Source organism: Roseovarius bejariae (assembly GCF_009669325.1).
GTDB classification, from domain to species: Bacteria; Pseudomonadota; Alphaproteobacteria; order Rhodobacterales; family Rhodobacteraceae; genus Roseovarius; species Roseovarius bejariae.
Window position 1 is genome coordinate 2026724 of the sequence record NZ_SZWE01000001.1, and the last position, 22490, is coordinate 2049213.

At 53.8% G+C, this 22490-nt stretch carries 14 protein-coding genes, 2 pseudogenes and 1 other annotated feature; of the genes and pseudogenes, 10 read left to right on the forward strand and 6 right to left on the reverse strand.

What is annotated here, in order from left to right; genetic code table 11:
- Positions 1 to 5: 5 nt before the first annotated feature.
- The 7 genes and pseudogenes from FDP25_RS09695 to FDP25_RS09725 all read left to right on the forward strand — a co-directional run bounded on the left by FDP25_RS09695 (position 6) and on the right by FDP25_RS09725 (position 7037).
- Positions 6 to 1112, forward strand: a complete 1107-nt coding sequence (locus tag FDP25_RS09695) for a hypothetical protein (protein ID WP_154151194.1) — start codon at positions 6 to 8, stop codon at positions 1110 to 1112.
- A 354-nt stretch (positions 1113 to 1466) separates the two neighbouring features.
- The gene (gene xrtD / locus FDP25_RS09700) at positions 1467 to 3074 is read left to right on the forward strand and encodes a VPLPA-CTERM-specific exosortase XrtD (RefSeq protein WP_154151196.1); all 1608 of its coding nucleotides are present in this window, start codon (positions 1467 to 1469) and stop codon (positions 3072 to 3074) included.
- A 254-nt stretch (positions 3075 to 3328) separates the two neighbouring features.
- Positions 3329 to 3660 (forward strand): annotated as a pseudogene (locus FDP25_RS09705) (transposase); the annotation flags it as partial.
- A gap of 64 nt (positions 3661 to 3724) precedes the next feature.
- Positions 3725 to 5028 (forward strand): annotated as a pseudogene (locus FDP25_RS09710) (IS3 family transposase).
- Positions 4012 to 4128: a sequence feature (AL1L pseudoknot), on the forward strand. Its footprint overlaps the pseudogene before it by 117 nt.
- A 251-nt stretch (positions 5029 to 5279) precedes the next feature.
- Positions 5280 to 5930, forward strand: a complete 651-nt coding sequence (locus FDP25_RS09715; RefSeq protein WP_154151198.1) for a hypothetical protein — start codon at positions 5280 to 5282, stop codon at positions 5928 to 5930.
- Positions 5927 to 6472 (forward strand): hypothetical protein, encoded by a 546-nt coding sequence (locus FDP25_RS09720; RefSeq protein ID WP_154151200.1) that lies wholly within the window; start codon positions 5927 to 5929, stop codon positions 6470 to 6472. The genes FDP25_RS09715 and FDP25_RS09720 overlap by 4 nt, the downstream gene beginning before the upstream one ends.
- Before the next feature lie 139 nt (positions 6473 to 6611).
- Complete coding sequence (locus tag FDP25_RS09725) at positions 6612 to 7037, forward strand: transposase (protein ID WP_343032014.1); 426 nt, start codon at positions 6612 to 6614, stop codon at positions 7035 to 7037.
- A 413-nt stretch (positions 7038 to 7450) separates the two neighbouring features.
- On the opposite strand, the gene FDP25_RS09730 is transcribed toward FDP25_RS09725, so the two are convergent.
- The 4 genes from FDP25_RS09730 to FDP25_RS09745 form a co-directional block, all read right to left on the reverse strand.
- Positions 7451 to 8560: a polysaccharide biosynthesis/export family protein gene (locus FDP25_RS09730; protein WP_246175805.1), complete on the reverse strand. Its 1110-nt coding sequence runs from the start codon at positions 8558 to 8560 to the stop codon at positions 7451 to 7453.
- Between the two features lie 434 nt (positions 8561 to 8994).
- The gene (locus FDP25_RS09735; protein WP_343032015.1) at positions 8995 to 11445 is read right to left on the reverse strand and encodes a tetratricopeptide repeat protein; all 2451 of its coding nucleotides are present in this window, start codon (positions 11443 to 11445) and stop codon (positions 8995 to 8997) included.
- Between the two features lie 537 nt (positions 11446 to 11982).
- Positions 11983 to 12615 carry a YdcF family protein gene (locus tag FDP25_RS09740; protein ID WP_172982782.1) on the reverse strand — a complete coding sequence of 211 codons (633 nt, stop codon included), beginning with the start codon at positions 12613 to 12615 and terminating at the stop codon, positions 11983 to 11985.
- 502 nt (positions 12616 to 13117) lie between these two features.
- Positions 13118 to 13753: a rhomboid family intramembrane serine protease gene (locus FDP25_RS09745; RefSeq protein WP_246175806.1), complete on the reverse strand. Its 636-nt coding sequence runs from the start codon at positions 13751 to 13753 to the stop codon at positions 13118 to 13120.
- Between the two features lie 317 nt (positions 13754 to 14070).
- Here FDP25_RS09745 and FDP25_RS09750 point away from each other — a divergent pair, with 317 nt between their 5' ends.
- Entirely contained in the window at positions 14071 to 14889 is an 819-nt protein-coding gene (locus tag FDP25_RS09750; RefSeq protein WP_246175807.1) for a VPLPA-CTERM sorting domain-containing protein, read from the forward strand.
- A 709-nt stretch (positions 14890 to 15598) separates the two neighbouring features.
- Complete coding sequence (locus FDP25_RS09755) at positions 15599 to 18247, forward strand: aminotransferase class III-fold pyridoxal phosphate-dependent enzyme (protein WP_154151206.1); 2649 nt, start codon at positions 15599 to 15601, stop codon at positions 18245 to 18247.
- Positions 18248 to 18979: 732 nt separating this feature from the next.
- Here the strand turns inward: FDP25_RS09755 and FDP25_RS09760 are convergent.
- Entirely contained in the window at positions 18980 to 20602 is a 1623-nt protein-coding gene (locus FDP25_RS09760; protein ID WP_154151208.1) for a hypothetical protein, read from the reverse strand.
- Between the two features lie 824 nt (positions 20603 to 21426).
- Here FDP25_RS09760 and FDP25_RS09765 point away from each other — a divergent pair.
- Positions 21427 to 21621, forward strand: a complete 195-nt coding sequence (locus FDP25_RS09765) for a hypothetical protein (RefSeq protein ID WP_154151210.1) — start codon at positions 21427 to 21429, stop codon at positions 21619 to 21621.
- A gap of 17 nt (positions 21622 to 21638) precedes the next feature.
- Here the strand turns inward: FDP25_RS09765 and FDP25_RS09770 are convergent, their stop codons facing one another.
- Positions 21639 to 22220 carry a hypothetical protein gene (locus FDP25_RS09770; protein ID WP_172982783.1) on the reverse strand — a complete coding sequence of 194 codons (582 nt, stop codon included), beginning with the start codon at positions 22218 to 22220 and terminating at the stop codon, positions 21639 to 21641.
- Between the last annotated feature and the right edge of the window lie 270 nt (positions 22221 to 22490).

Genomic DNA, 22490 nt, shown 5'->3' on the forward strand with positions numbered 1-22490 from the left:
CCTTTATGACCATGCTCATCTTCTTCTTGGCGATGTGTTTTTCTTTTTTTGTGCTGAACAGGTGGGCTGTTTCCGACCTAGGCCTGCTGTCTTATGGCAGGGTTTGGCAACTCTATATTTCTTATACTGATTTCGGATTTTTCCGCCGTGGGCTCATAGGGACACTGTTGTCTGAAACGGGTATCAACTCCATTTTTTCAAATGAATACGTCTTTGCACTCCTTATTCATCATGTCGCTGTGGAGGCGCTTGCTCTGCTGACAGCCTGGTATTGTATAAAGGAGAAATTGGCCAATCCGTTGTTCCTGATTGGCGTCGCGTTTTCGCCTGCTTTCATAATCCATTCCGGCTACACAACCGGCGCGCTTGATGTTTTTGTTTTGCTGTTTGCTGTCGTCAATATTCTATACATTAGGAATGTGTATCTATTCAGCATTATCCTAGTTGCAGGGATATTTACACACGAGCTATTCATCTTCACGTTACCAGCACAATTTTGGGCATTTTATTACTTCAAAACGCTCAAGATAGAAAAAACACTTGGTCCCATCGATTACATTCCCATCGTTTTTGCCATCCTCGCCACTTGCATTGTTATTTTTTTCGGGCGCGTAGACCTGCCCGAGCCTGAATTTAAAGAGGTTATGAGCAGTCGTCTGCCGAACGCGTTCAACAAGCATCCATTTTGGAGTGGATATTTTGAAGTTGGTGCCCCGTTTGAGCAAACTATTTATTCGGCATATCGTCTTCTCTCAAGTTTGAATAGTGGGGAGGTGGCCTTTGTGCTTCTTCCTTTGGTGTATGTGGTTTTTCTCACTTTGAGAGCCTTGCAGTATGTCAATGGATACGGTGAATCTGCTCTCCTTTTTGCTGCCATATCAGCACCATTGTTGACGTCGCTAGTTGCAACGGACCTACACAGATGGGTCGCGATGAGCGCAAACATGGCGCTTTTGCTCACGCTGCTTTTGGCTTCACGGGATGGTGCTACAATATCGAAGTGGAATATTCCGATTGCTCTCTTCTGCTTTTTAGCGCCGTTTGGGGCGGCTGAATTGGAGCGACCCTTTCCCCTTCACCAGTTTGTGCTTGAGGAAATGATGACGGACTGACTTACCATTCACGGGTGACAAACAAGACTAACTTTCAGTAGTGTGCTGAATGATTGCTGGGCACTCGAAAAATGGTGTTTTGTGGCTTCGACAAAGTTAACCATCGGATTTCAATATTTTGTACTTTGTTCGGGGCCGACCTATGAGGGGACGCGCCGGCGCGTGAACAGGATCGGCGTATAAGGCCACCCGGGAACTCTGAGTTCGGTATGATATAGGATAAAAGCGATTTTGCTATGCGAGTTTATCACGTTGGTTTGAAGTGCGAGAGAAGCGATTTGCTTGTCGTCAATTGGCATGTAGAAATAGTGACGCAGGCTCATAAGTGTCTAAATCAGGAGAAAAATTAGGTCCATGTCGACAATAACGGATCAAGACTACTTAGCCAAAACCACAGGCGGATGGTTGAGCTGGGGACTATTCTGGCTGATTGTGATCACGCTTGCTGCAGGACTGCTTTTTTGGTCCGGCTTCGAAATCTTGTTTGAAGCCTGGAGTAGGCCGGAGTACAGTCACGGGCCGCTGATCCCTGTGCTTTCGGCGCTGATGTTCCTGCGTGAACTAAAGCAATTCCCGCCTCAACCTGGGCCAAAGAATGACCGATGGCCAGGCGTGTTCGTAGTTTTGCTCTCGGTTATGGTAATGGCGCTGGGTACACTCCTGAAGTTAGACTCTCTGGAGGCCTACGCCATCATTATCTGGGTGGCGGGCATCTTACTTATCAGCTTTGGCTGGAGGACCGGTAAGCATTTTTGGCCCCCGGTGCTTCATTTGGTCTTCATGCTGCCATTGCCAGGCCTGCTTTATTATGAAGTCTCTACGGTACTGCAGCTTGTGTCTTCTGAGCTGGGGGTTTGGTTCCTTCAGCTTGCTAATATCCCGGTCTATCTCGATGGGAATATTATCGACCTTGGGGTTTTGAAATTGCATGTCGCAGAGGCCTGTTCTGGACTGCGCTATCTTTTTCCAATCCTCAGTTTTTCGTATATTTTCGCGCTTCTTTATCAAGGCCCAAAATGGCACAAGGTTTTGCTTCTTTTGGCAGCTGCGCCTATCGCCGTCTTCATGAACTCGGTGCGCATTGCGCTGGCCGGCATTCTTGTGCAGCGTTTTGGGCTTGAATGGCTCGAAGGGTTCACTCATTTCTTTGAGGGCTGGGTGATCTTCATGTCAAGCGTGTTGATCCTTTTCGGTTTTGCGTGGGTCTTGCTCAAACTAAACCCTCGCAAGATGAGTTTGGTAGAGGCGCTTGATCTGAATACAGAGGGGGTCTTTCCCCAGCTCACCCGGCTGAAGCTGACGCAGGCCTCTCCGGCGCTAATTACCGCAACCATATTGATGATCATTTTCGTCATCGCCTGGCCACTGGTCCCGGATCGCAATCATGCCGCACCGGATCGGCCCAGCTTTGCTGTGTTTCCCAAACAGGTTGGAGACTGGCGCCAAGTTGGACAGGAGCAAAGTTTTACTCCCGAAGTGGAACGAATCTTGGCTGCTGATGATTACCACGCGGTACAGTTCGGTCAGTCATCAAGCTCGCCCACGATAGACTTTTTTACGGCGTGGTATGAGGATCTGGCCGAAAATGGTGTGATGCATACACCTGAAATTTGCTTGCCCGGTGCGGGCTGGGAAATTGCCAAAGTGGACATGGTTGATATTGCCGGCGACCTGGGCCTGAATTCCCCATACAAGGTAAACCGGATTATCATCCAGAAGGGGTCACAACGAAGTCTGGTATACTACTGGTTTACACACATGGGTCATGCGATCCCGCGCAGTGCGTCCGCGAAGTTCAGTGTGCTTACCAGAGGGGTGATGGCTGGTCGCTCTGACGGAGCTATCATCAGGCTAATTGGCCCGATCAGAGAGGGCCAGTCGGAGGAAGTTGTCGAAGCGCAGATGAACGATCTGCTGAAAGAGCTTCTTACCGAATTACCGCGGTTCATACCTGGCCGATAACGGTGCGCCCTTGGCCTGCAGCCTTCGAAACAGCCTGGCGTGATTACTTAACGGAGATGGTTCATCTCGCGGGGTCTTCACATTTTCTGTTCAAATCCTTAGCTAGATTTGGTCTTTGGCGAAAAACCTCATAATTCCGAGGTGTTGAGCACCGGGTTTATTTCAATGGCTTGGAGTTGATCCCCGCGTGGAATAGCCCCCTGAAAGTGGTCCACCAACTGGGATAGATTGTCCCGTAAATTGGAGGATCAGCGATGGCTGGAAAACGAGAGAAGCCCGAAGAGATTGTATCGAAGCTTCGGCAAGTTGAAGTTCTGCAGGGACAAGGCGCGACGATTGCCGAGGCGGTGCGCCAGATCGGCGTGACGGAGCAGACGTTCTATCGATGGCGGAAGCTTTATGGCGGGATGCAACGGTCTCAGCTCGTTCGGCTGAAGGAGCTTGAGAAGGAAAACCAGCGGCTTCGGCGGGCGGTGTCGGACCTGACGTTGGACAAGCTGATCCTGACAGAGGCCGCGAAGGGAAACTTCTGAGCCCTTCACGTCGCCGCAAGTGCATCGACCATGTGCGGCGGGAGCTTGGCGTATAGGAACGCCGCGCCTGAACCTCCGGGTTTCCCGGAGGCTCCAAATCGAGGAAGGATTGGAGCCATGGAAAAAGACAACAGAGCGAACCGCTATTCACCTGAGACACGCGCGAGAGCCGTGCGGATGGTGGTCGACAATCAGGGCAACTATGAGAGCCAGTCAGCAGCGATCAAGGCGATTGCGCCGAAGATCGGCTGCGGCCGCGACACATTGCGGCGTTGGGTTCAGCAGGAGGAAACCGACACGGGCTGCCGAGATGGCGTGATGTCAGAGGAACGGGCCCGGATCAAGGATCTGGAACGCGAGGTTCGGGAGCTTCGGCAGGCCAACGAAATCCTGAAGAAGGCATCGGCGTATTTTGCCCAGGCGGAGCTCGACCGCCCACTGAAACGATGATCGGGTTCATCGATGATCATCGGGCCGAGTATGGGGTCGAGCCGATCTGCCGGGTTCTGCCGATCGCCCCCTCGACCTTCTACGAGCACAAAGCTATCGAGCGTGACCCGGTTCGTGCCTCGGATCGCGCCAAGCGAGATGCTGAGTTGCGATCCGAGGTTCAGCGTGTTTGGGATCAGAACTTCAAGGTCTACGGGGTGCGCAAGGTGTGGCACCAAATGCGGCGGGAGGGCTTCGATGTGGCCCGCTGCACCGTGGAACGGCTGATGCGGGAGCTGGGTATACAGGGCGTCGTTCGTGGCAAGCCGCAGAAGACGACGAAGCCCGATAAGGCGCTGCCATGCCCAAGGGACAAGGTGAACCGGCAGTTCCGGGCGCCAGCGCCCAACACACTGTGGGTCAGCGACTTCACCTACGTGTCGACCTGGCAGGGCTTCGTTTCGTTCCGGGGCTTACGCGGCCCCACCGGGGCCACGGTCCCCTACACCCTTCGTGATCGACACCTTCGCCAACGTTCGGCAGGTGCCTCGAACCGGTGGCGGCATCCTGCCTAACGTTGGCTGGCGGGCGTCACGCTCGCCGCAGACCCAGTTCGTGCTGGATGCCCTGGAGCAGGCGCTTTACGAGCGGCGTCCAGACGGCGATCTGATCCATCACAGCGACCGGGGCAGCCAGTATGTGTCGATCCGCTATACCGAGCGCTTGGCCGAGGCCGGGATCGAACCCTCGGTGGGCAGTGTAGGTGACAGCTATGACAACGCGCTGGCGGAAACGATCATCGACCTATTCAAAGCGGAGGTCATTCACCGCTTGGGGCCGTGGAAAACCGCAGATGCGGTCGAGTGGAAACCCTGAAATGGGTCGACTGGTTCAACAATCGCCGCCTGCTGCAACCCATCGGGAACATCCCACCAGCAGAGGCCGAGGAGAAGTTCTATGAACAGTGCAACGAGTTCGATAAAGTCGCGTAAAACGGAGTAATCAGCCTCCGGCAAAACCGGGGCGGTTCAGGGGCCCGCACCTGACAGCATCAGAGCGGCGCACGCGGCGAGGGTTCTAAGGTTTCGGTGCATCAGGACGCGATGTCCCTAAAAATCTACATGTGGCCCTTCCGCGGACCTCCATCCCTAAATAAAGTGAAGCATAATAAGAATAAGGCGCGCACCAGTGTGCGACGCCAGGAGGAGAAAAACGAAAACGTGGCAACCGAAAGGAGCAAGGGATGCCCAATGACATATCACCCCGAGACCCGGGCCGTTTCGGGCTCGAGAGTTTCGCGCAGGTCCTGCCCGAGCGAGACCCTATCACCGGCGAGGACCCCGGTTCCTTTGATGGCTTTCATGAGGGCATGATGCGTTCGCTTGCCCCGCTGACGCCCTATGAGTGCGTCATTGCCGAGAACCTCGTCGCCATCGAGTGGGAACTCCTCCAGCACCGACGCATGCGAGACGCATGCCTGCGACAGACTATACGCGGCGCGATCCGCGACGCCGTTGTCGCACAGCGCAAGGCAGCACATGAAGACGCCCTTGACGTGGCGTGGGATCGCTTCATCGAGGACGGCGGCGATGAAGACGATTGGGAAGAGCCCGTCACGTTCGACGGGGAGGCCGCGGAACGCGCCGGCGACGACCTCGCCACGCGCGCGATCTCCCACGACCGCGACGTCCAGGCCACCGCCTACGCCGAGATCGCCGAGCTTGGCCAGGACCCCGTCGAGGTGATGAGCGCGGCCTACCGGGACTTTCCTAGTCCGGCAAAGCGTCACGACGCACAGATCCTGGACCTTGAGCGGCGGCGGCGCGACGTTAAGCGGGATTATGACGCCTTGCAGGCCGCGCGCCCTCTGGACGGCGCGGTTATCGAGGGATGACGGACGACGTCCTCACCGCGCGCAACCGCGCCAACGCGCAGAACAGCACGGGCCCCAAGACAGAGGCCGGCAAGACAAAGGTCGCGGGTAACGCCAGGCGCCACGGCGCCACGTCGCGCCCCGATCCCGACCAGGTTGCCACCTGGCTCGCCATCATCCTGGATCGCCCCGAGCTGACCTCCCGGGATCTCCTGCCCGAGGACGACGCCGGGTACCGCGCCCTGGCCCTGGCCGAGGCCGAGGTGCGCTTTATCATGGCGCTGCAGGCCCTGCAGGAGTTCGAGGCGGGATGCGCGGCATCCGACGAAATCACGCAGGATCTGCGGGAGGTGGGCCAGGGGATCATGCAGGAGCTCATCGATGATGGCGGTACGAAACGGGAGGTTCGCTCCGGGACCGCTCTTATGGACCACATTCTCCAGCACGAAGCGCAGGAAACCCATTCTGGCGGCAAACGGCACCGGCTTCTCAAGCGCTACCTTGCCGAGGCAAAGGCGCAGCGCCGCAAGGCTCTGGCCGCCTGGCTCGCGGTCGCGGCCTAGGGGGGATGCGGCCGCCGCGCCGCGTGAGGGCCGATTTCCCGAAACAAAGCCAAATTACCACCTTGGGTTGTAATTCGGGCTCAAACGTCCGATAACGCTGATCATCACAAATAGTCCTGAACGAGTTTATGGTAAAACGGTGTCTGTGCCCCACTTTTTTTGCTTCTCCAGTTTCTGCGAGGTCATCCCTGTTGTTGAACAGGGAAGTATTTTCTCCATGGAGACTACGGCGGAGTTTCTCAGGTCGCTTGGTGTGGTGATCTACTTGGGTGGTCGGCGGCGCTGGCCTGAAGAGGTCAAAGCACGGATTGTTGCGGAAACGCTTGAGCCCGGTATCACGGTAAATTCGGTTGCGGCAAAGTATGGGGTTCGCGCGCACACTTTACGCCATCAAGCTGAAATGCATGTGCCCCACAGCCATCATTTACACTGGCTGGCAGAAGGAGAGTATGAAGTGGGGCGGGAAAAACTACGCACCGTTCCAGGAGTTCTCGGCCGATCAGGCGTTCGCAGTCTTCTTCTGGTGGCTACGCAGCCAAGTAAGTCCGCCGAGGCCACTGAGTAGGAGCGGGAGGTCGGCTGGGAGGGTGATAGGGGCGGCCGGGTTGTATTCATAAGCTAATGAAAGACTACCAGATGCTTCCCACATGGATGACAGGCCTGAGGTTGCTGTCCCCATCTGCTCAAAGAGACTAGTGTAGATACTAAAGTCAAACTGCATAAACTCAATTAAGGTGGAGCCAGAGCCTCCAAACGGAAAACATCTCTGATGTCCCAAATTATCTGACGACGCACAATTTGGCGGAATATCGCCATGGCGCTGGTGGCAGCCGGCTTGTTGACCGTGCACGTGTATATCACCTTAATCAGGCGGCGCTGTTTTTGAACGGACTTACTGAGCAGCCTTTATGAGCGCTCAAGCGACAAAACTATTGCCAGCCCAAGCTTCAGTCAATGGGGTCAAAATGGTTGGCCTCTTCAGTCCCCAACCGCTTCTACAGTGTTAACTGCTCCTGCGGTGCCAGTGATTGCGTTAAGTGTTTTGGTCCACTGCACGAACGGTGCCTCTGTCACGTAGATCGCGTCGCCATCGCGAATGTCGAAATCCTGTGCGAGGGGAATACCGTTCGGTTCCGTGAGATTGAGCACGTAGATAACGCTTTGCTCACCAACAAAATCGTTGCGGTCGAGCATCTTATTGACAGTTTCAGAATCTTGCTTGCGTATCACAAACAGACCAGTTGGATCGGCCGTTTGGCTATTCAGACCTCCGGCCTGCGCGATCGCCTGAAGCGCTGATAGCTGTCTCATCCCAAAGGGAACATTCGCCTGTTTTCCGGTTGAACCAAGGACAGTGAAAACGCGAGGATCACGGTTAACAAAGATCCTGTCCCCTGCGTGTAGCTTGAGGTCGTATTCCGGATAGTCATAGACATCCTCAAACCAGATCTCACCCTTGTGTTGATGGCGCAAAACTTTGACGCGGGTCATTTCGGGAGGGGTCGTGATTCCCCCGGCAGTAGCCAGCATTTCCATCAACCTGCGGCTGGATCGTTCTATCGGATATACCCCTTGTGCAGCGATGCCATTTCCAAGAACCGAGACCGTTTCATCGTCACCGGCGGCCCGTTGGACCAAGACCTGTGGCTCCGGTGTGAGGGCTTCCAGTTTCCGAGTTATAATCCGGCGCAACGCCTCTGTTGTATTGCCTGCGGCGCGGATTCGTCCGGCATAGGGAATGAAAACGAAACCAGCTTCATCAACCTCGAGAGAGTTGAGGGTTGAGGTCCCGCCATTTCCACGGCTGAGCACACCCTCGTCCACGTTTTCGTAAATCGTAAAAGAGAGTGTGTCCCCTGGGCGGATTATGCCTAGCGTCGAGGAGGCGTGCTTTATGATGCTATCAGGAAAGCCAGATTTGGGTTGAACCGCAACCAAACGGTTAACGCGTTCATCCACCTCAACGATTTGGGTCTCGTTGATTTCTCCATCAAGACTACGGATCTCACTTTTGGTTGGGCCAGGTCGTGGCAGACCGCATGCACCGAGGGCAGACACAAGGACGGCAACGACCAAGAGTTTTGTCATGCGAATAGACAAACTTTCCATGTAACGACTTCCGATCCTTTTGTGTCTTATCTACGGCACTCTTATCGCAAAGAGCTATCGACTTTTAGCGGCATGATTGAGATCACTTAAAGGCAAAACAGAGGGGGATTGGCAATCTATAGCAAGCAATTTTTTTGCTGTGTTGCACATAAGATTCATCCCAAGAACCCGGCTCGTTGCATCCAAGTCGAATTGTCACTAGTTGTGCAAAGCAGACATGTCACTAACAGCGATGACGAGCGCAAAGCCTGCCAGGGTGACGACATCAGGTCTCGTAGGCATCCTGACCTGCCACTGAATTCTCATCTACCCGTAGTCGGAGCCCTTCAATATGGCGGTCATAAGACTAGGACATTCTGGCAGCAGAAGACTGGGTTCAATTCATGTCATTCTTCGAATGGAAAGGCCTTATTTCAGTTCTCTGTTGTGCCACTGTTTTGCAGGCTCTGTACTAAGGTTCTTGCGTCTTCTATCTGGGGCCGAGTGTCGGTTGGGCCTGCGATCTCCACTGCATTACGGAATTGTACAAGCGCTTCCTGAGGGCGGTCTAGCGCATGGTAAACTTGGCCCAGGTGGTACTGTACAATAGCGTCGCTTGGCAGTCCTTGTGCTGCCGCTTCGAGATAAGGCAGAGCCTCGGCGCTGTTCCCGCGTCGATGGACGATCCAGCCATAAGTATCCTGCAGCGCGGGTGCACTGGCGTCACGCAGGCGCCGAGCAATGGTCCAGGCGCGCTCCAAGCTATCCTCATCATCGCGATAGGTGGCGAGCAAGCTCGCAAGATTGTTGGCCACAACAACTGAGTCGGAGTTCTTTTCGTAGAGTGTCTGGTAAATCGCGATTGCTGAATCTATATTCCCGTCGCGCTCCTGGAAAGAGGCTTTAGCCCAGAGCAGATCTGCGTCTTCCGGTGTGTGGCTCAGGCCCTTATCAATCAGGGCTTTGGCCGCCTCGCGATCCCCTTGCCTCATTTGCAATCGCGACAGTTCACGCCATAGTTTTGGCCGGGCCGGATTTGCAGCAAGGAGATCGCGATAGAGTGCCTCGGCTGTGTCCAGATTGTCGTTTGCTACATGGACGGCGGCCAGAACCACATCCAGCGCCTCGCTGTCGGGAGTTTCCTGTTTAAGTTCCTCTGCGAGAGCGAGGGCGCCGGCTCTGTCACCGGTACCTAGCCTGGCGCGAACGAGGGAAATCTTTGTGGCAAGAGTTGCCTCAGCTTCGTTGTTTAAGCTTTCCAGGAAGGACATGGCCTCGTCAACGCCCTGCTGCTGATTGAGCCGCTCAGCTTCAATCCCATTGGCAGCCTGAATGGCCCTTTCACTGCCTAGACGGCGCAACGTGTCGACGACGCCTCGAACACGGCCGAAATCTTCCATACGAAGATAGAGTTGCCCCAGAGCGATTAAGATGTCGGTATTGGATGGAGCGAGGCGTAGCGCGGCCAACAAGATGTCTTCTGCAGGGAGATAACTTTCCTCTCCAATCAGTACTTGGGCAAAGCGGAGGGTCTCTTCTGGGGCATTCCCGGATGCCTCCACAGCTTGGGCCAGGAAATCTCTAGCCAGTTCCTGTTGTCCTCTACGCGCATAGGCTCTTGCCATCAAAGTCATCGCTTCGGCGTTTTGAGGTGTCTGGTCGAGCGCCATCCGAAGTCCACCGATCGCGGCATCGATATCGTCAGCCTCGATTTGCCAAGCGGCCTGCATCTTGAGTGCCTCGGGATGCGTCGACTCTTCGGCCAAAACCTCCTCGACGTGGGTACGAGCGCCAACCTCGTTACCGGTGGCGAGCAGCATTTTGGCCAAGGTGATCTTGATGTCTCGGGACTGTTCTGACGGGTCGGACTCGGCGAGTACGTCCTGAAGCGCTGCAATCGCTTCTGTGCGGTTTCCTAAGGAAAAATCGAAACGGGCTTCGATGATTTGGAAGGGCACCGGATCGGAGCGCTCGGAGATGGCCTTCTCGATCTCGGCCCGGACGGATTCGGTGTCACGGAATTCCATGAGGAAACGGATTAGATCAACTGTCGGGCCGGGATCTTCAGATGCTGAAGCGATTGAAAGGTCACGCAGAAGGGCTTCTGCTGCATCCAGATTGTCCCGTGAGAGAAAAAAGCGAATTAGCGTAGCCTTGTGCGCTGGATCATCTGGGAAAAGTTTGATCATCTCCCGCAGCTGCGTCTCTAAAGCACTCATATCGCCCAGCATGGCCAACACTCGCAAACGCTCTTTGTGATAACGACTGTTTGTGGGGTCGTCAGCGATCATCCAATCGATTTCAGCAAGCGCTCGAGTGAAATCTTGCTCGCGAATTGAGTTATCCATGAGGATATTGCGCAGCAGTACATTTTTGGGTTGCTCGGAGAGCAGCACATCGGCTTGGCTCCCCAAGTTGCGGCGCGCGGCGGCGTCATCATCACGGATTGCTGCTCGATATTCGCGGACAAGGGCGATCGCCTCGACGCGTGGGTCATTGGCAGCTAATTCCTCGGCACGCGCACCATGCCGATCCAACTCGTCCCAACTCCCAAACTCGAAGGCCATCTCGGCAAGATTGATGCGGCTTTCAAGATCATCAGGATCCTTCTCGGCCAAGAACAGATACTGACGATAAGCGCCTCGGCGGTTGCCCCGTTCAAGTTGTAGCTCTGCCATTGTTCTGCGCGCATCCGTGTGGCCGCTATCCAGGTCAAAAACATTGCGCAACTCCACCATCGCGCGGTCAACATCGCCTTCCTCTACGAGCGAGATGGCGCTCTGGAAGTGTTCCTCGGCCCGCTCTTCCGCAGACTTGCAGCCGGACAAAAACAAGGCGCTGATCACCAAAAGCACCGCGGGGGAGAGTTGGCTAAGAATACGCACAGGTAAAATCCTCAATTGGGGGTCATGGAAAGGTTCAAACGCATACCAAGTTTATTTCGCATTTTGTCGCTGAATTTGCCTTTCCCGACAAGACCTAGCCTTTGTTTTTATGGGATTTCTTAAGTTTTGCCTTTGAAATGGCGTCTATTTGTGGATGATCCAAGCAGTTCCAAGATATTGTTTACCGTTTTGGACCCGCGATTGGATGGCCCCATGTTTACGCTTCTCAGAGCTGACAATATGATACCAGTGCCATGCTAAGGCCCTATGACTGTGAGCGGGTCTAATATTTTCTTCTGTGACGTGCGTCTCGTCTCAAATCCCCCTCGTCCATTTGCACTCATGTCTGCAGAGGGCGACGGGTAGACCTTAATTATGTTCCCCACTCATCAGCATTGCTGAGGTTTGCCGCGACAATTTGTTGGCCAGCATCTTTATTGCAGCACCTCTCGAAGTACTTGATCAGAGGGCGTCGTCCTCTGCGAACTCCACGGAATTTGCGCGACAAGGTAATTTTGTTTCTTATGAACGCTTTGTTCAACCGTCCAGACAGATCGTCGGCTCAGTTGCTGGCCATAATTTGCTAGGCAAAAACGTGATAACCCATGTTGCGGTAAACTTACTGAATTCGATGAGGTCAATTTGGAACTTGTCATATTCATTTGAAGGATCTGAGACCACCCGTACAACTGATGTAGGGGCGATTGCTTGCTGCAACGCCACCGATGCGCGAGCCATATGCCTTTGGGACGTGATAAGCGCGACCTCTTCAATTTTCGGCTCACCTTCCAGCCAGCACGCCGCCTCAAGGGCATTCTCGAACGTCGAATGGGCATCAGGAGCAAGGACGATGCGTTCATTTGCAATCCAATTGGCCTGCTCAGAGTTCGGATCAAACAGCTCAGGGAATCGGGCGGGAATCAACCCAGAGGTACGGTTTGCACCTGTAATAAATAATCGATCTACACGTCCTGAAGAAAGCAAATCCAGCCCAAGGTCAATGCGATCATAGGCGCCTGTAAACACGATTGCTGTGCGTGGGAGATCATCGCTCGGATAATGAATGTCTGCTCGGGACACAAAGTCAAAAAGCAGCAAAAATAATAGCACAGCAGCAACCCCCATGATGGAAAGTAAACGAGTATTCATAGCGACAATGTCAAAAATCAATCGCAGAAGCTATGACACGTTGGGTGCCGGTTCATTGTTTTTCTTTCTTTTCGCCCAATTTGTCAGTGAACTTGGGCTGCTGTAAGCAGACACCGGCATTGTAAAGCTTCAAGCTAAGTGATTTTTTGCTCTTCGGACAGGTAACGTGGTCAGCCAGTGTACAGGCAAGTCTCAGAGGTACTCGTGCATTCTGACAAACTAGGTCAGAAGAACAGGATGTCTGTTGCGATGCGTGCTCTCAACCTCCTCTTCAAAGGGAACGGAGGCGCCAATCCAAGGTTTGGGCGTGCTTGGCATGGCTTCGCTCTGGCAATCTCGGGCACAGGATGCCGTCAGCATTCGTCGCTTCAAACGCATCACTTTTCAGAAGATAATTTGACCTTAGCTTAATCTGATCCATCCCCCCCCATCGACTGAATGTAGAAAATCGGTAGGACGTTGCTGTAATCTCCTCGCTTGAATTACCCTTGGATACCTAATGGCGAGGCCGTCGCGGAGAGCTTCAGTGCTCCTTTAACGGCTTGCGGGTAATTAAGAGCGCTGCCATCCAGCCGACGACAAACCCTCCCAAATGCGCTTGCCACGCAAGCTGTCCATCCATTGCCCACCACAACACGAAGTTCAACCCTGCCAGCAGCAGTATTACCTTTACGATGTGCCGGCGCCCTTCACGATCGGTGTGGGTGTCCACGTATTCCCAAGCGAGGATCGCACCCAGAAGGCCAAACAACGCACCCGATGCGCCCACCATGGGGCGCAGACCATGGGCAAGCAGGGCAAACACTGCAGCGCCCCCGAGGCTAGCCCCCGCATAAATGATAACGAAGCTGACTTGACCTACTTGGTTGAGGACGGCACGGCCCAGCGACCACAGGGTGATCATGTTCACGGCAAGATGCACAAACCCGGTATGAAGAAATCCGTAAGTAATGAACATCGCAATGGGCTGTGCGGTGTAGTTGGGTTTCCAGTTATAGAGAAGCCCGGGCCAGAACGCTCCATAGTCATAAACTAAACGTCGCAATTGGGCGGGCTTGATCATGTAGAGCTCGCTTGAGGTCAGGGCGAGTTCAATCACGCAGCACACAGTGATGAGGCCCAAAAGGAGTATATGTTTCGAATTCAGCTTCGCCTCCAACGTTTTGTAGATTCGGGTTGCGATGCCTGCTTCTCCCGGACCTACCAACCGATTCTTGGTAGATAATCAACCCAATGAGCAATCTAATTATTTCCAGGTCGCCCGCAATAAGCCCCCCTTTGACCAACTGTTTCCTGAATTCCGACAATCCTGAACATGTTTGCTCTATTCGGTGCCTCAAAGTTCCCTTTGCCGACATGCCATGTTGACATTAATGCACGAGGACTCTTATCATCCAGAGAGAAGTTAATAGCGGCGTCTTGCCTTGCCAAACGAAATTAGCAAGTCATTGCTGCATAATTTTGTGGGGAAAAGCTATGAAGAGTATAAATATTTATATGTTGGCGACAGCAACAGCGGTTTGTACTGCAGTGCCGGCTTCAGCGGCAACGGTGGTGATTGACGATTTTAGTACATCGGGTGCCGTAGCCTCTAACTTTGGCGGCAATCCAGCTACGGATTCCCAAAGCACTGCTGGAGCGGATATTATCGGTGGCGAGCGGGATCTCTGGGTCTCGACTGATGGTGGCGACAGTTTCGGTTCGCAATTTGAGGCATCGGCTTCGGACGGCGAACTCAATTTCACCAACGGAAGCGGGACGACGGGTCAAGCGATCGTGATTTACGACGGTAACGGTGCTGGGGCGACCGCGCAAACATTCAGCTTTAACAGTGTCCCAGGTCCAGACGCGCCTGATTTCCCAAAAGCGTTTTCTGCGAGTGTCCCAGTCGACACTGCCGGTTTGGGTGGGCTGGATTTCCTACAGGGAAACACGATTACAAATCGCCGATTCGAATTTGATGTCACTAGTTTCGATGCCGACGGGGTGCTCCAGTTTGAGGCGTATGTATGGGACACGACCGGTGACTTGGCTCGTTTTTCTGAAACGTTGATCAATCCTTCATCAACAGATGAGCTTGATTTTTCAACTACTCTGAAGTTCGACGAATTTACCGGGGTCATCGATTGGACTGATGTTGGAGCAGTAGCCTTTTCAGTTGAATCTGAGACAGCGGAATTTGATGGGTCGATTGGGTCAATCTCTGTTGTCCCGCTGCCGGCATCAGCCTTGCTGCTGCTTGGTGGACTAGGCGGTTTCGCCGCAGTTGGAAGACGTCGGCGTCGTAAAGCCTGAAAACGGTACGCCCGTTTGAGACAAACGGTATGAATAGAAAATTGGTAGGCCATGAGGGTTTCAGACTCTCATGGCATTTTTCGTTGTATTTTGAAGAACTCGAGAAGGGTTTAATTGTAGGTGACTGGTATGCCCGATCTTTTTGACAGCCTTATCGGAAATTGGAAAATGCCATACTCCGGAATGGGTTGACTTATCCCAAAAATATTTGAAATAGGGCGGTTCATTTCTGGGCAATGAAAGAAATGCCAGCGATCTTCATTTTGCCTGACCCACGGTCCATCCGTACTCAGTTACATGTACTCGACTCTTGATCTGTTGCGCGGCATTTCGCCGGATCAATGAGGCCCAACTTGTATTAGAATCTGTCCTAAGCTATCCCTTTAAGAAATTGGGGTATAACCAAGACAGGCAGGCAACCATGGCGGATCCAAACAATTCTCATCCTTTTCTGGCACGAACTGAAATCTCTGGATCTAACAGGCGTAAGCCTGCGCGCGGATCCATTGGGTGTGAGGCATGCCTGGGACGGGGCGCCGGAAAAACTGTGCGCTGAGCAACTTTGGCGACTGTAGTTGTTGGCATTGGTTTCATTTCATACACAGTTCTGGTCAAAATTACAGACCGTTTCCGTCCAACTTCCGCCCGATTCTTTTGCTGAGTTATGGATTAATAACCAATTCTTGGTCAAAGATGATCGGAGAGCAGAATGAATGGACTGAACCCAACGCGTGCGAGCCTCCTCGAAACCTTCGGGCTGGATCTTGAACTCTCCCATGGCACGGGCTGCCAACTGATCGATGATGGTGGGCGCAGATATTTGGATTTTCTGTCTCAGTATGGCGCTTTGCCTTTTGGCCATAATCCGTCGGAAATCTGGTACGCACTGCACAAACAACAGAGCCTTTTTAGGCCCGCTATGGTGCAGCCGCTGCGCGCGCTTGAAGCTGAACGTTTGGCTGACCGGCTTGCCAGCATTGCTCCGCATGATCTGGGCGTGGTGACCTTGGCGAACTCGGGCGCTGAGGCGGTCGAGGCCGCGATCAAGCTTGCAAGGGCGCGAACTGGCCGCGACCACATTCTGTCGACCCGTAATGGGTTTCATGGCAAGACCATGGGGGCGCTGTCGGCCACCGGCAAGCCTATGTATCAAAAAGATTTTGGCGGACCTGCGCGCGGCTTCGACTATATTGATTTTGGTGATCTCGAGGCGCTGGAAGCAGAGCTATCAGCCAATCACGAACGCATCGCAGCCTTCATCGTTGAGCCTATTCAGGGCGAAGGGGGTGTGGTCTGCCCTACAGAACGCGGATATCTTGATGCGGTTATCGCGCTTTGCCGCAAGTATGGCGTGCTAAGTATTATCGATGAGATTCAGACCGGACTGGGTCGTACTGGCCGCCTGTTTGCTTGCGAAGACTGCAACGAGGCGCCTGATATGCTGCTCCTCGGCAAGGCATTAGGCGGTGGTCTAATGCCGATTTCTGCCGTCATCGTCCGGCCCGAGGTCTGGGATGATCGTTTTGGTTTCCTGCACAGCTCGACCTTCGCCAACAACAACTTGGCCTGTGCCGCGGCGAATGCCACACTAGACTTACTCTTAACAGATGACCGAGCCATGATTAAAGCGGTGGCGCAGAATGGCCAATATTTCCAGGACCAGCTAGAGGATCTTGAGCAACGCTTTCCTGAGGTGTTGAGCGGAGTTCGCGGGCGCGGTTACATGCGAGGGGTTGAATTCCAAAAACCGTTCGAACGGGGCGATTCTGCGTCCATGGCCTTTTGCGGGCTGAATGGCGGTTTCATTGGGCTCTTGAGCTCATACCTGCTCAATGTCGAGGGAGTCTTGACGGCTCCTGTCTTCAACGACGCCACAGTGATGCGCTTACAGCCTCCTTTGATCGCTGGTCGGGCCGAGATCGATCAATGTGTCAACGCGCTTGAGGCCACCTGTGACGTGCTCGACCGCGGAGATTATCGCACGCTTATGAGGCATCTAGTGACGCCGAAGCGTCATGCGAAACTGGCTGAAACAGAGCCATACGTGCCTCAGCAGGGTCCAGCCCGAACTGTTCCTAAGCCGACGCCTGGACGCTTCTGCTTCCTAATCCATTACACTCAGGAAGAAGACCTTTTGCGCTCCGATCCTTCTTTTGCCGATTTCACACCTGAGGAACGCGCCAACTGGATGGAGTGGGTCAAGAAGGTTGGTCCAGGTTTCGCATGGCCGGTTTCGGGCGGCACCTCCCACACCGGGGCCAAGGCCGATGGTATGATCATGTCCGTTCCACTCCTCCCCAAAGACATGATTGGTAAGGGCCGCAAAGACGCACGAAACATGATAAAGGCGTCCGCCGATATGGCGGCCGAGTTCGGAGCGAACCGGTTTGGCTTAGGGGCCTTTACCTCAATCGTGACCAATGGCGGTGCCGCAGTCTCAGGGCGCGGAGTGCCGATTACCAGCGGTAATACACTTACCACAGTGTCTGGCGTGACAGCTCTTGAAAGAGCAGCCCAGCGTGTCGGGATTGATCCGGCCAGTGCACATGTGGTTGTGGTAGGAGCAACCGGTGCCATCGGTCGGTTGGCTAGCTTGATGCTCGCCCGTCGGGCAGGCCAACTGACTTTGGTAGGTAACGCCGGTAACAGGCAAGCGCAGCAGTTCTTGGACCGGGTCACTGATGAGGTGGTGCACACATTGTCCAAAGAATCCCCGACACTAAGAGCAGGCGGATTGAGTGCTGCTGTGAAGACCCTGCTTCCTCAGCAAGGCACAGAATTGACCAGGGGGGTGGCAGAAGACTTCACCCGAGCCTGCGTAGAAAATGGCCGACCAGTCCCGATCAGCGCGACGACAGACCTGAACAGCGCGCTAGAGACGGCGGATCTGGTCCTTGTGGCTACTAGCTCTGAGGTGACAGTTCTGGATCCGACAGACCTTCGGCCGGGTACGATCGTATGTGACGTAGCGCGGCCCCCCAATGTGGCCCAAGCTGATCTTTCGGAAAAAGGCGTACTCGTCTTTGACGGTGGTCTAGTCAGCCCCCCATTTCCCGTGAACCTCGGGCCTTTCCAGAATCTGCCCGATGATCTGTGCTGGGGCTGCCTCGGTGAAACCATGCTCCTGGCGCTTGAGGGAGAGACAGACGATTACAGCCTCGGACGGGATCTGAGCCTAGCGGACGCAGATCGTATATCCGAAATGGCTCGCCGGCATGGCTTCGAGCCCGCCGAGCCTCAGTGGTATGGTCAATCTTTGGAGGATGCCGATTTTGCACGGGTGGCTGAGGCTCTGATGCAGCGGCAGATATCCGAGGGTTCTACAAAGTCGATCGCGACATTGCAGCCGGCAGAATGATGCATCTCCTCTAGCACATATTGGTCCTCCATATGGTGCAATAACGCCAACCTTCGCAGGCGCCGAATTAGTTATCATGTAAGGGCAGGCAGTGATGCAGAAGACAAGCGCCGACTTTTGCACGCTCTTATGGCTACAAACGAAGGCCAATTCGTCATTGGTTTAAAATTTAACTCCGCCGATGACGTTCCAAAAGATGCCGAGCACGTCGATGCGGCGGGCGTTTATGAAAAGGCAGGTGAACGCCAATTCCTTCACCTCTCCTCAGGGTGCTACCTCTGTTCTTGCCGGATCACTTCGGCGACGGCACCTCGCCTCAACTGAGCTTCGGCCTCTCAGTCGTGATCAAAGGTTGCCAGCAGCACCACTGCGACGTCAAGGCGCAGGTTGTGCGGAGTGCGGGTCGGATGCCCGGTATTCATTGCAGTTTGCGTGTGACTTTAATTCCCCGCGGGAGCACCCGGACATAGAGACGCGCGATGCTACAGGCCTACTGCGCCGCGCCAAACTGCAATATTTGCGTCACCCAGTGTCGCCGCTAGGGGTTTCCAGTAGTCTGTTGGGCTTTGCGAAAGCGTTAGCCATAAAAACAGCGACATTCTGGCAAAGAAAAAGTGCATACAACACAGGGCCGAAGGGCATTACAAGAAGTAATCTAAAACAAAACCCAGATCCTCGTACACTCATGTCTATGCTCATTTTCGCAAGTAGGCGTATTTTGTGCAAGTGCCTTCACTCCGCCACGTGGCGGAGGGTCGGTATGTGCCGGTCGCCGTTTCCAATCTCGTACTGCGTTGTCCGGTCGTTAGGATCATGCGAGACAAAGTCCGTGATGCCACTGTCCGAATGGTGTCGTTCCCACCCCGATAGCGTTCCACTCTCGTCATAGCGCGCCTTATCTGTCCACGCGGCTGACCAGAAAAGCACTGGGTCGAAATAGGCGTCGCGCCCGCTTGCATCGTAATCAATAGACAAAAGCCGTTTCTCGCCGTCTTTGCCCTTCGTATATCGGCGCACTTGGTGTTCGGGGAAGTCAATAGAGATCATCGCTGGGGCGCTGTCGTGAACGCCATTATCTGCGAAAACCCCAATATCGACTCGTGAAACGCGGCGTTCGCTAAAACTCTTGCCATGGGCGACCAGTTCGGTCCACGGGTCATGCCAGGCAATACGGATGCGGGCCGTACGGCCATCAGCTCCTTGCGGTTCAATCCAGACGCGCTGTGGGTCGCCGCGTAGCAATCGCCACTCGAAAGTTAAGGGCCGCTCGTTCGGTGCAGACGTGTCCTCGGCTGTAATCAACAACTCGCGTTTCCAAGCAAAGCCCCGCCACAAACGTCCGATCGCGGCAGGGGTATCTAGAAGGCGTTCGTCCAGCTTGGCAAGGCCAGCGGCTGCAGAGAAATCCTCATCAATGACCCGCAACCGCACCAGCGGTGGGGTATCTTCCGGACGCAAGTTCGCGGCTTGCGCCACCATTCGGCCCGTGCGAATGAGTCGACTGTCGAATGCAGGCGGATGCGCCTTTCCTGACAAATAATCCGCTCGTGTTGAGACGGTCTTAAGGTTCCGGCGCAGGATCATCTGAATGGTTGGGGCGATTAGACGTTTCTCACTCAGGTATTCAAATGTATCGCGGGGCAGGGCGGCGAGGGTCAGGGCTACAGCATTGAGGAACGGCTGGTCTGAGAACGATGACCCCTGACTAATGATCATGTAGGGCCAGTTGACTGGGAAACGATCCTCGGCGTCGTAATCGCGGTGCTCAGGATAGACGTAAATATGGTTGTTTGCGTAAAGGGCCGTTGTGGCAGCGCGCCAGAAAGCACTCGTCATCGCAAGGCGCGGTAGGCTGCGAGGTGCTGCACCGCCCGTCATTGCCGTTGAAGAATTTCCTAACACGACGGCAGGAAATATGACACGGCCTGCAAGGCCAAAGTCGAGGCCATTGGCGGCAAGATCGGAGCTGTACTTCAGGTGCGAAAGGTTTGGATACAGGTTTGGGCTAAGGGATGAGTGGCCACGGTCGCGGTTATCGTAGAGGACACCCGTGAAGCCGTTGATGTCACCCTGACCTTTGAAAACCCTTAAGAGCCTTACACCGTCCTCGGTATTCTGGGCGCCTACTATGGGCAATTCCTCGTCGGGCTTGGGTACTTCGACCCCCGACGCTGCCCAGACACCGGGCTGTATCTGAACCATATCATTCTTGGTCAGAAGTATCTCTCTGGCGTCGACTGGCAGACTCAGCAAAACCACGATTAATTTGGTGCACAGGACCTTGAGTAGGATAAGCCTTTTTTGCATCTGAAAATATCCGCCGGACCTGCCCATCGCTGCGTTGTGAATTGTCATAGCCTCCCCGGTATGTGTCAATATGCACTTGCCAAGTTATTCTCGGCCGGTTGCGAGGGGCGGTATGAATGCTTTAAGGATGCCATCTCTGCGGCATAGACATTTCAAAGCCGTCATGGCGTTTGCATGACGATGGCGGTAACAAGTAATGGCGAGCGCGAAAATTGTGTTGCCGCAGTACTCGCCAGCTGCTGTTTGAAGCAATGTAATCGTGATCCTTGGGTTCAGGAAACAGTATGCCTGCCGTTGGGGATTTGAAGCTCACATGTTGTCTGACCATCATGGCTACCAATGCGAACAGCCAGCACCTGATTTTGATTGCGCGACCACCAGCAATGTCCCATAACTGAACCGCCCCGGTTTTCCCGGAGGCTGATTAATTCGTTTAACGCGACTTTATCGAACTCGCTGCACTAATCATAGAACTTCTCCTCGGACACTGCTGATGGGATGTTTTCGATGGGTTGCAGCAGGCATCGAATGTTGGCCCTGGATCCATTCCAACTGCGCCACGCCCCACAAATGACTGCGGGCATCCTCCAGTACCCTCAGAAAGCCTGTCAGAGCATTTTTTCGGCGTCGGGCAATGCGGGCCTGTTCATTTGTTCCTCATCGGCAAGCTCTACTGCCTCCGTGGCGGGAGCAGCAGGCACCGCATCGTGCCATGGCATTAAACCGCCTGACGTAATCTCCCCAAAACTGCTGTTTGAATGTTACCCAGTCGTGAGTGTTAGAGGCAATTCTGAACTTCAATTATTCGGGATTGTCGCTGTCGGGGGACGCAAGCCTGATGCCCTGAACTAGGAACTGACAGGGTTGTGCAGGTGAAAGGACTGAGGGAGATTGCTTTGATTTATGAATTGAAGAAGCAGGGCATGAGCGTCTTTGTGATTGCGGGCAAGGTTGGCTATGATGGCGGTCATGGACTTCCTATGAAAGGTGCGTCCACCCAGTCAGTTACGGTTCGAGGCCGGTTCGAGATCCCACCGTCACATTTTTTATCCAAGAATGATTTTTAAAAGTATCAAGATTCGGTTTATGTAACTTTCAGCTGACGCAGCCGCAGAATACCACCAAGACCAAGCGCCGAGAGCAGTAGTGGCAGACCAGCGGGAAGCGGGATAATGCCGTACCGTCCATAAACCGATAGATGGCTGAGGTCTTTATTGTTAAGTCCGCTGGTCTCCCAGTGACCATCTTCAGCGAGACTTACGTCTTCATACAAATAAGAAATGAAATTATTTCCTGCTTTCAGTACGATCATAACGTCTTCAAAGGAATCAAGACTGCCAGGTTTCATATTCCAAGTGCCATCGGAATCATTTAAACCTTCCACCGTCAATCCAATATTATCTGTTGTCTCGTCTTCATCGACTTTGTCATAGAAAATCCACCCTGTGAGACCAAAAATACCAACGGTCGCGTCGGGGCTGACAGAGTCGTCATCGGGTCTATGGCCGGGGTCAAATGTATCGGTGTTGAAGTTGACTTTATTGTCGTTTTTGGGATCAGGATTATACGCTCCGAAACAGGCCGCTGATGCTTCGGTCAAATCATTGTTAGAGCAGGTAGCATCGTTATACCAAGTCGCCGCCTGAACTCCGGAGACGCCGAGCATTACCAAGTTGACTACCGCTAACGTCGTTATTGCCAAATTACTAAACATATCTACCAACCCCTCTATTAAATATCTATGGTGCTGGCTCAAGCGCCCCAATCTTAGAAAATCCGTTGACGCTAGTGCACATGAAGTTCGCTAAATTTTGCCACATTCGGTCGGGAGAATCGAATCTAATCAAATATTTGACGGATATCTGCCTCAAAACACAACTTAGGATGAAGATTGCTCAGGAGAATTTCGACCACAGGCGGTAAAGGCCGGCTAGAA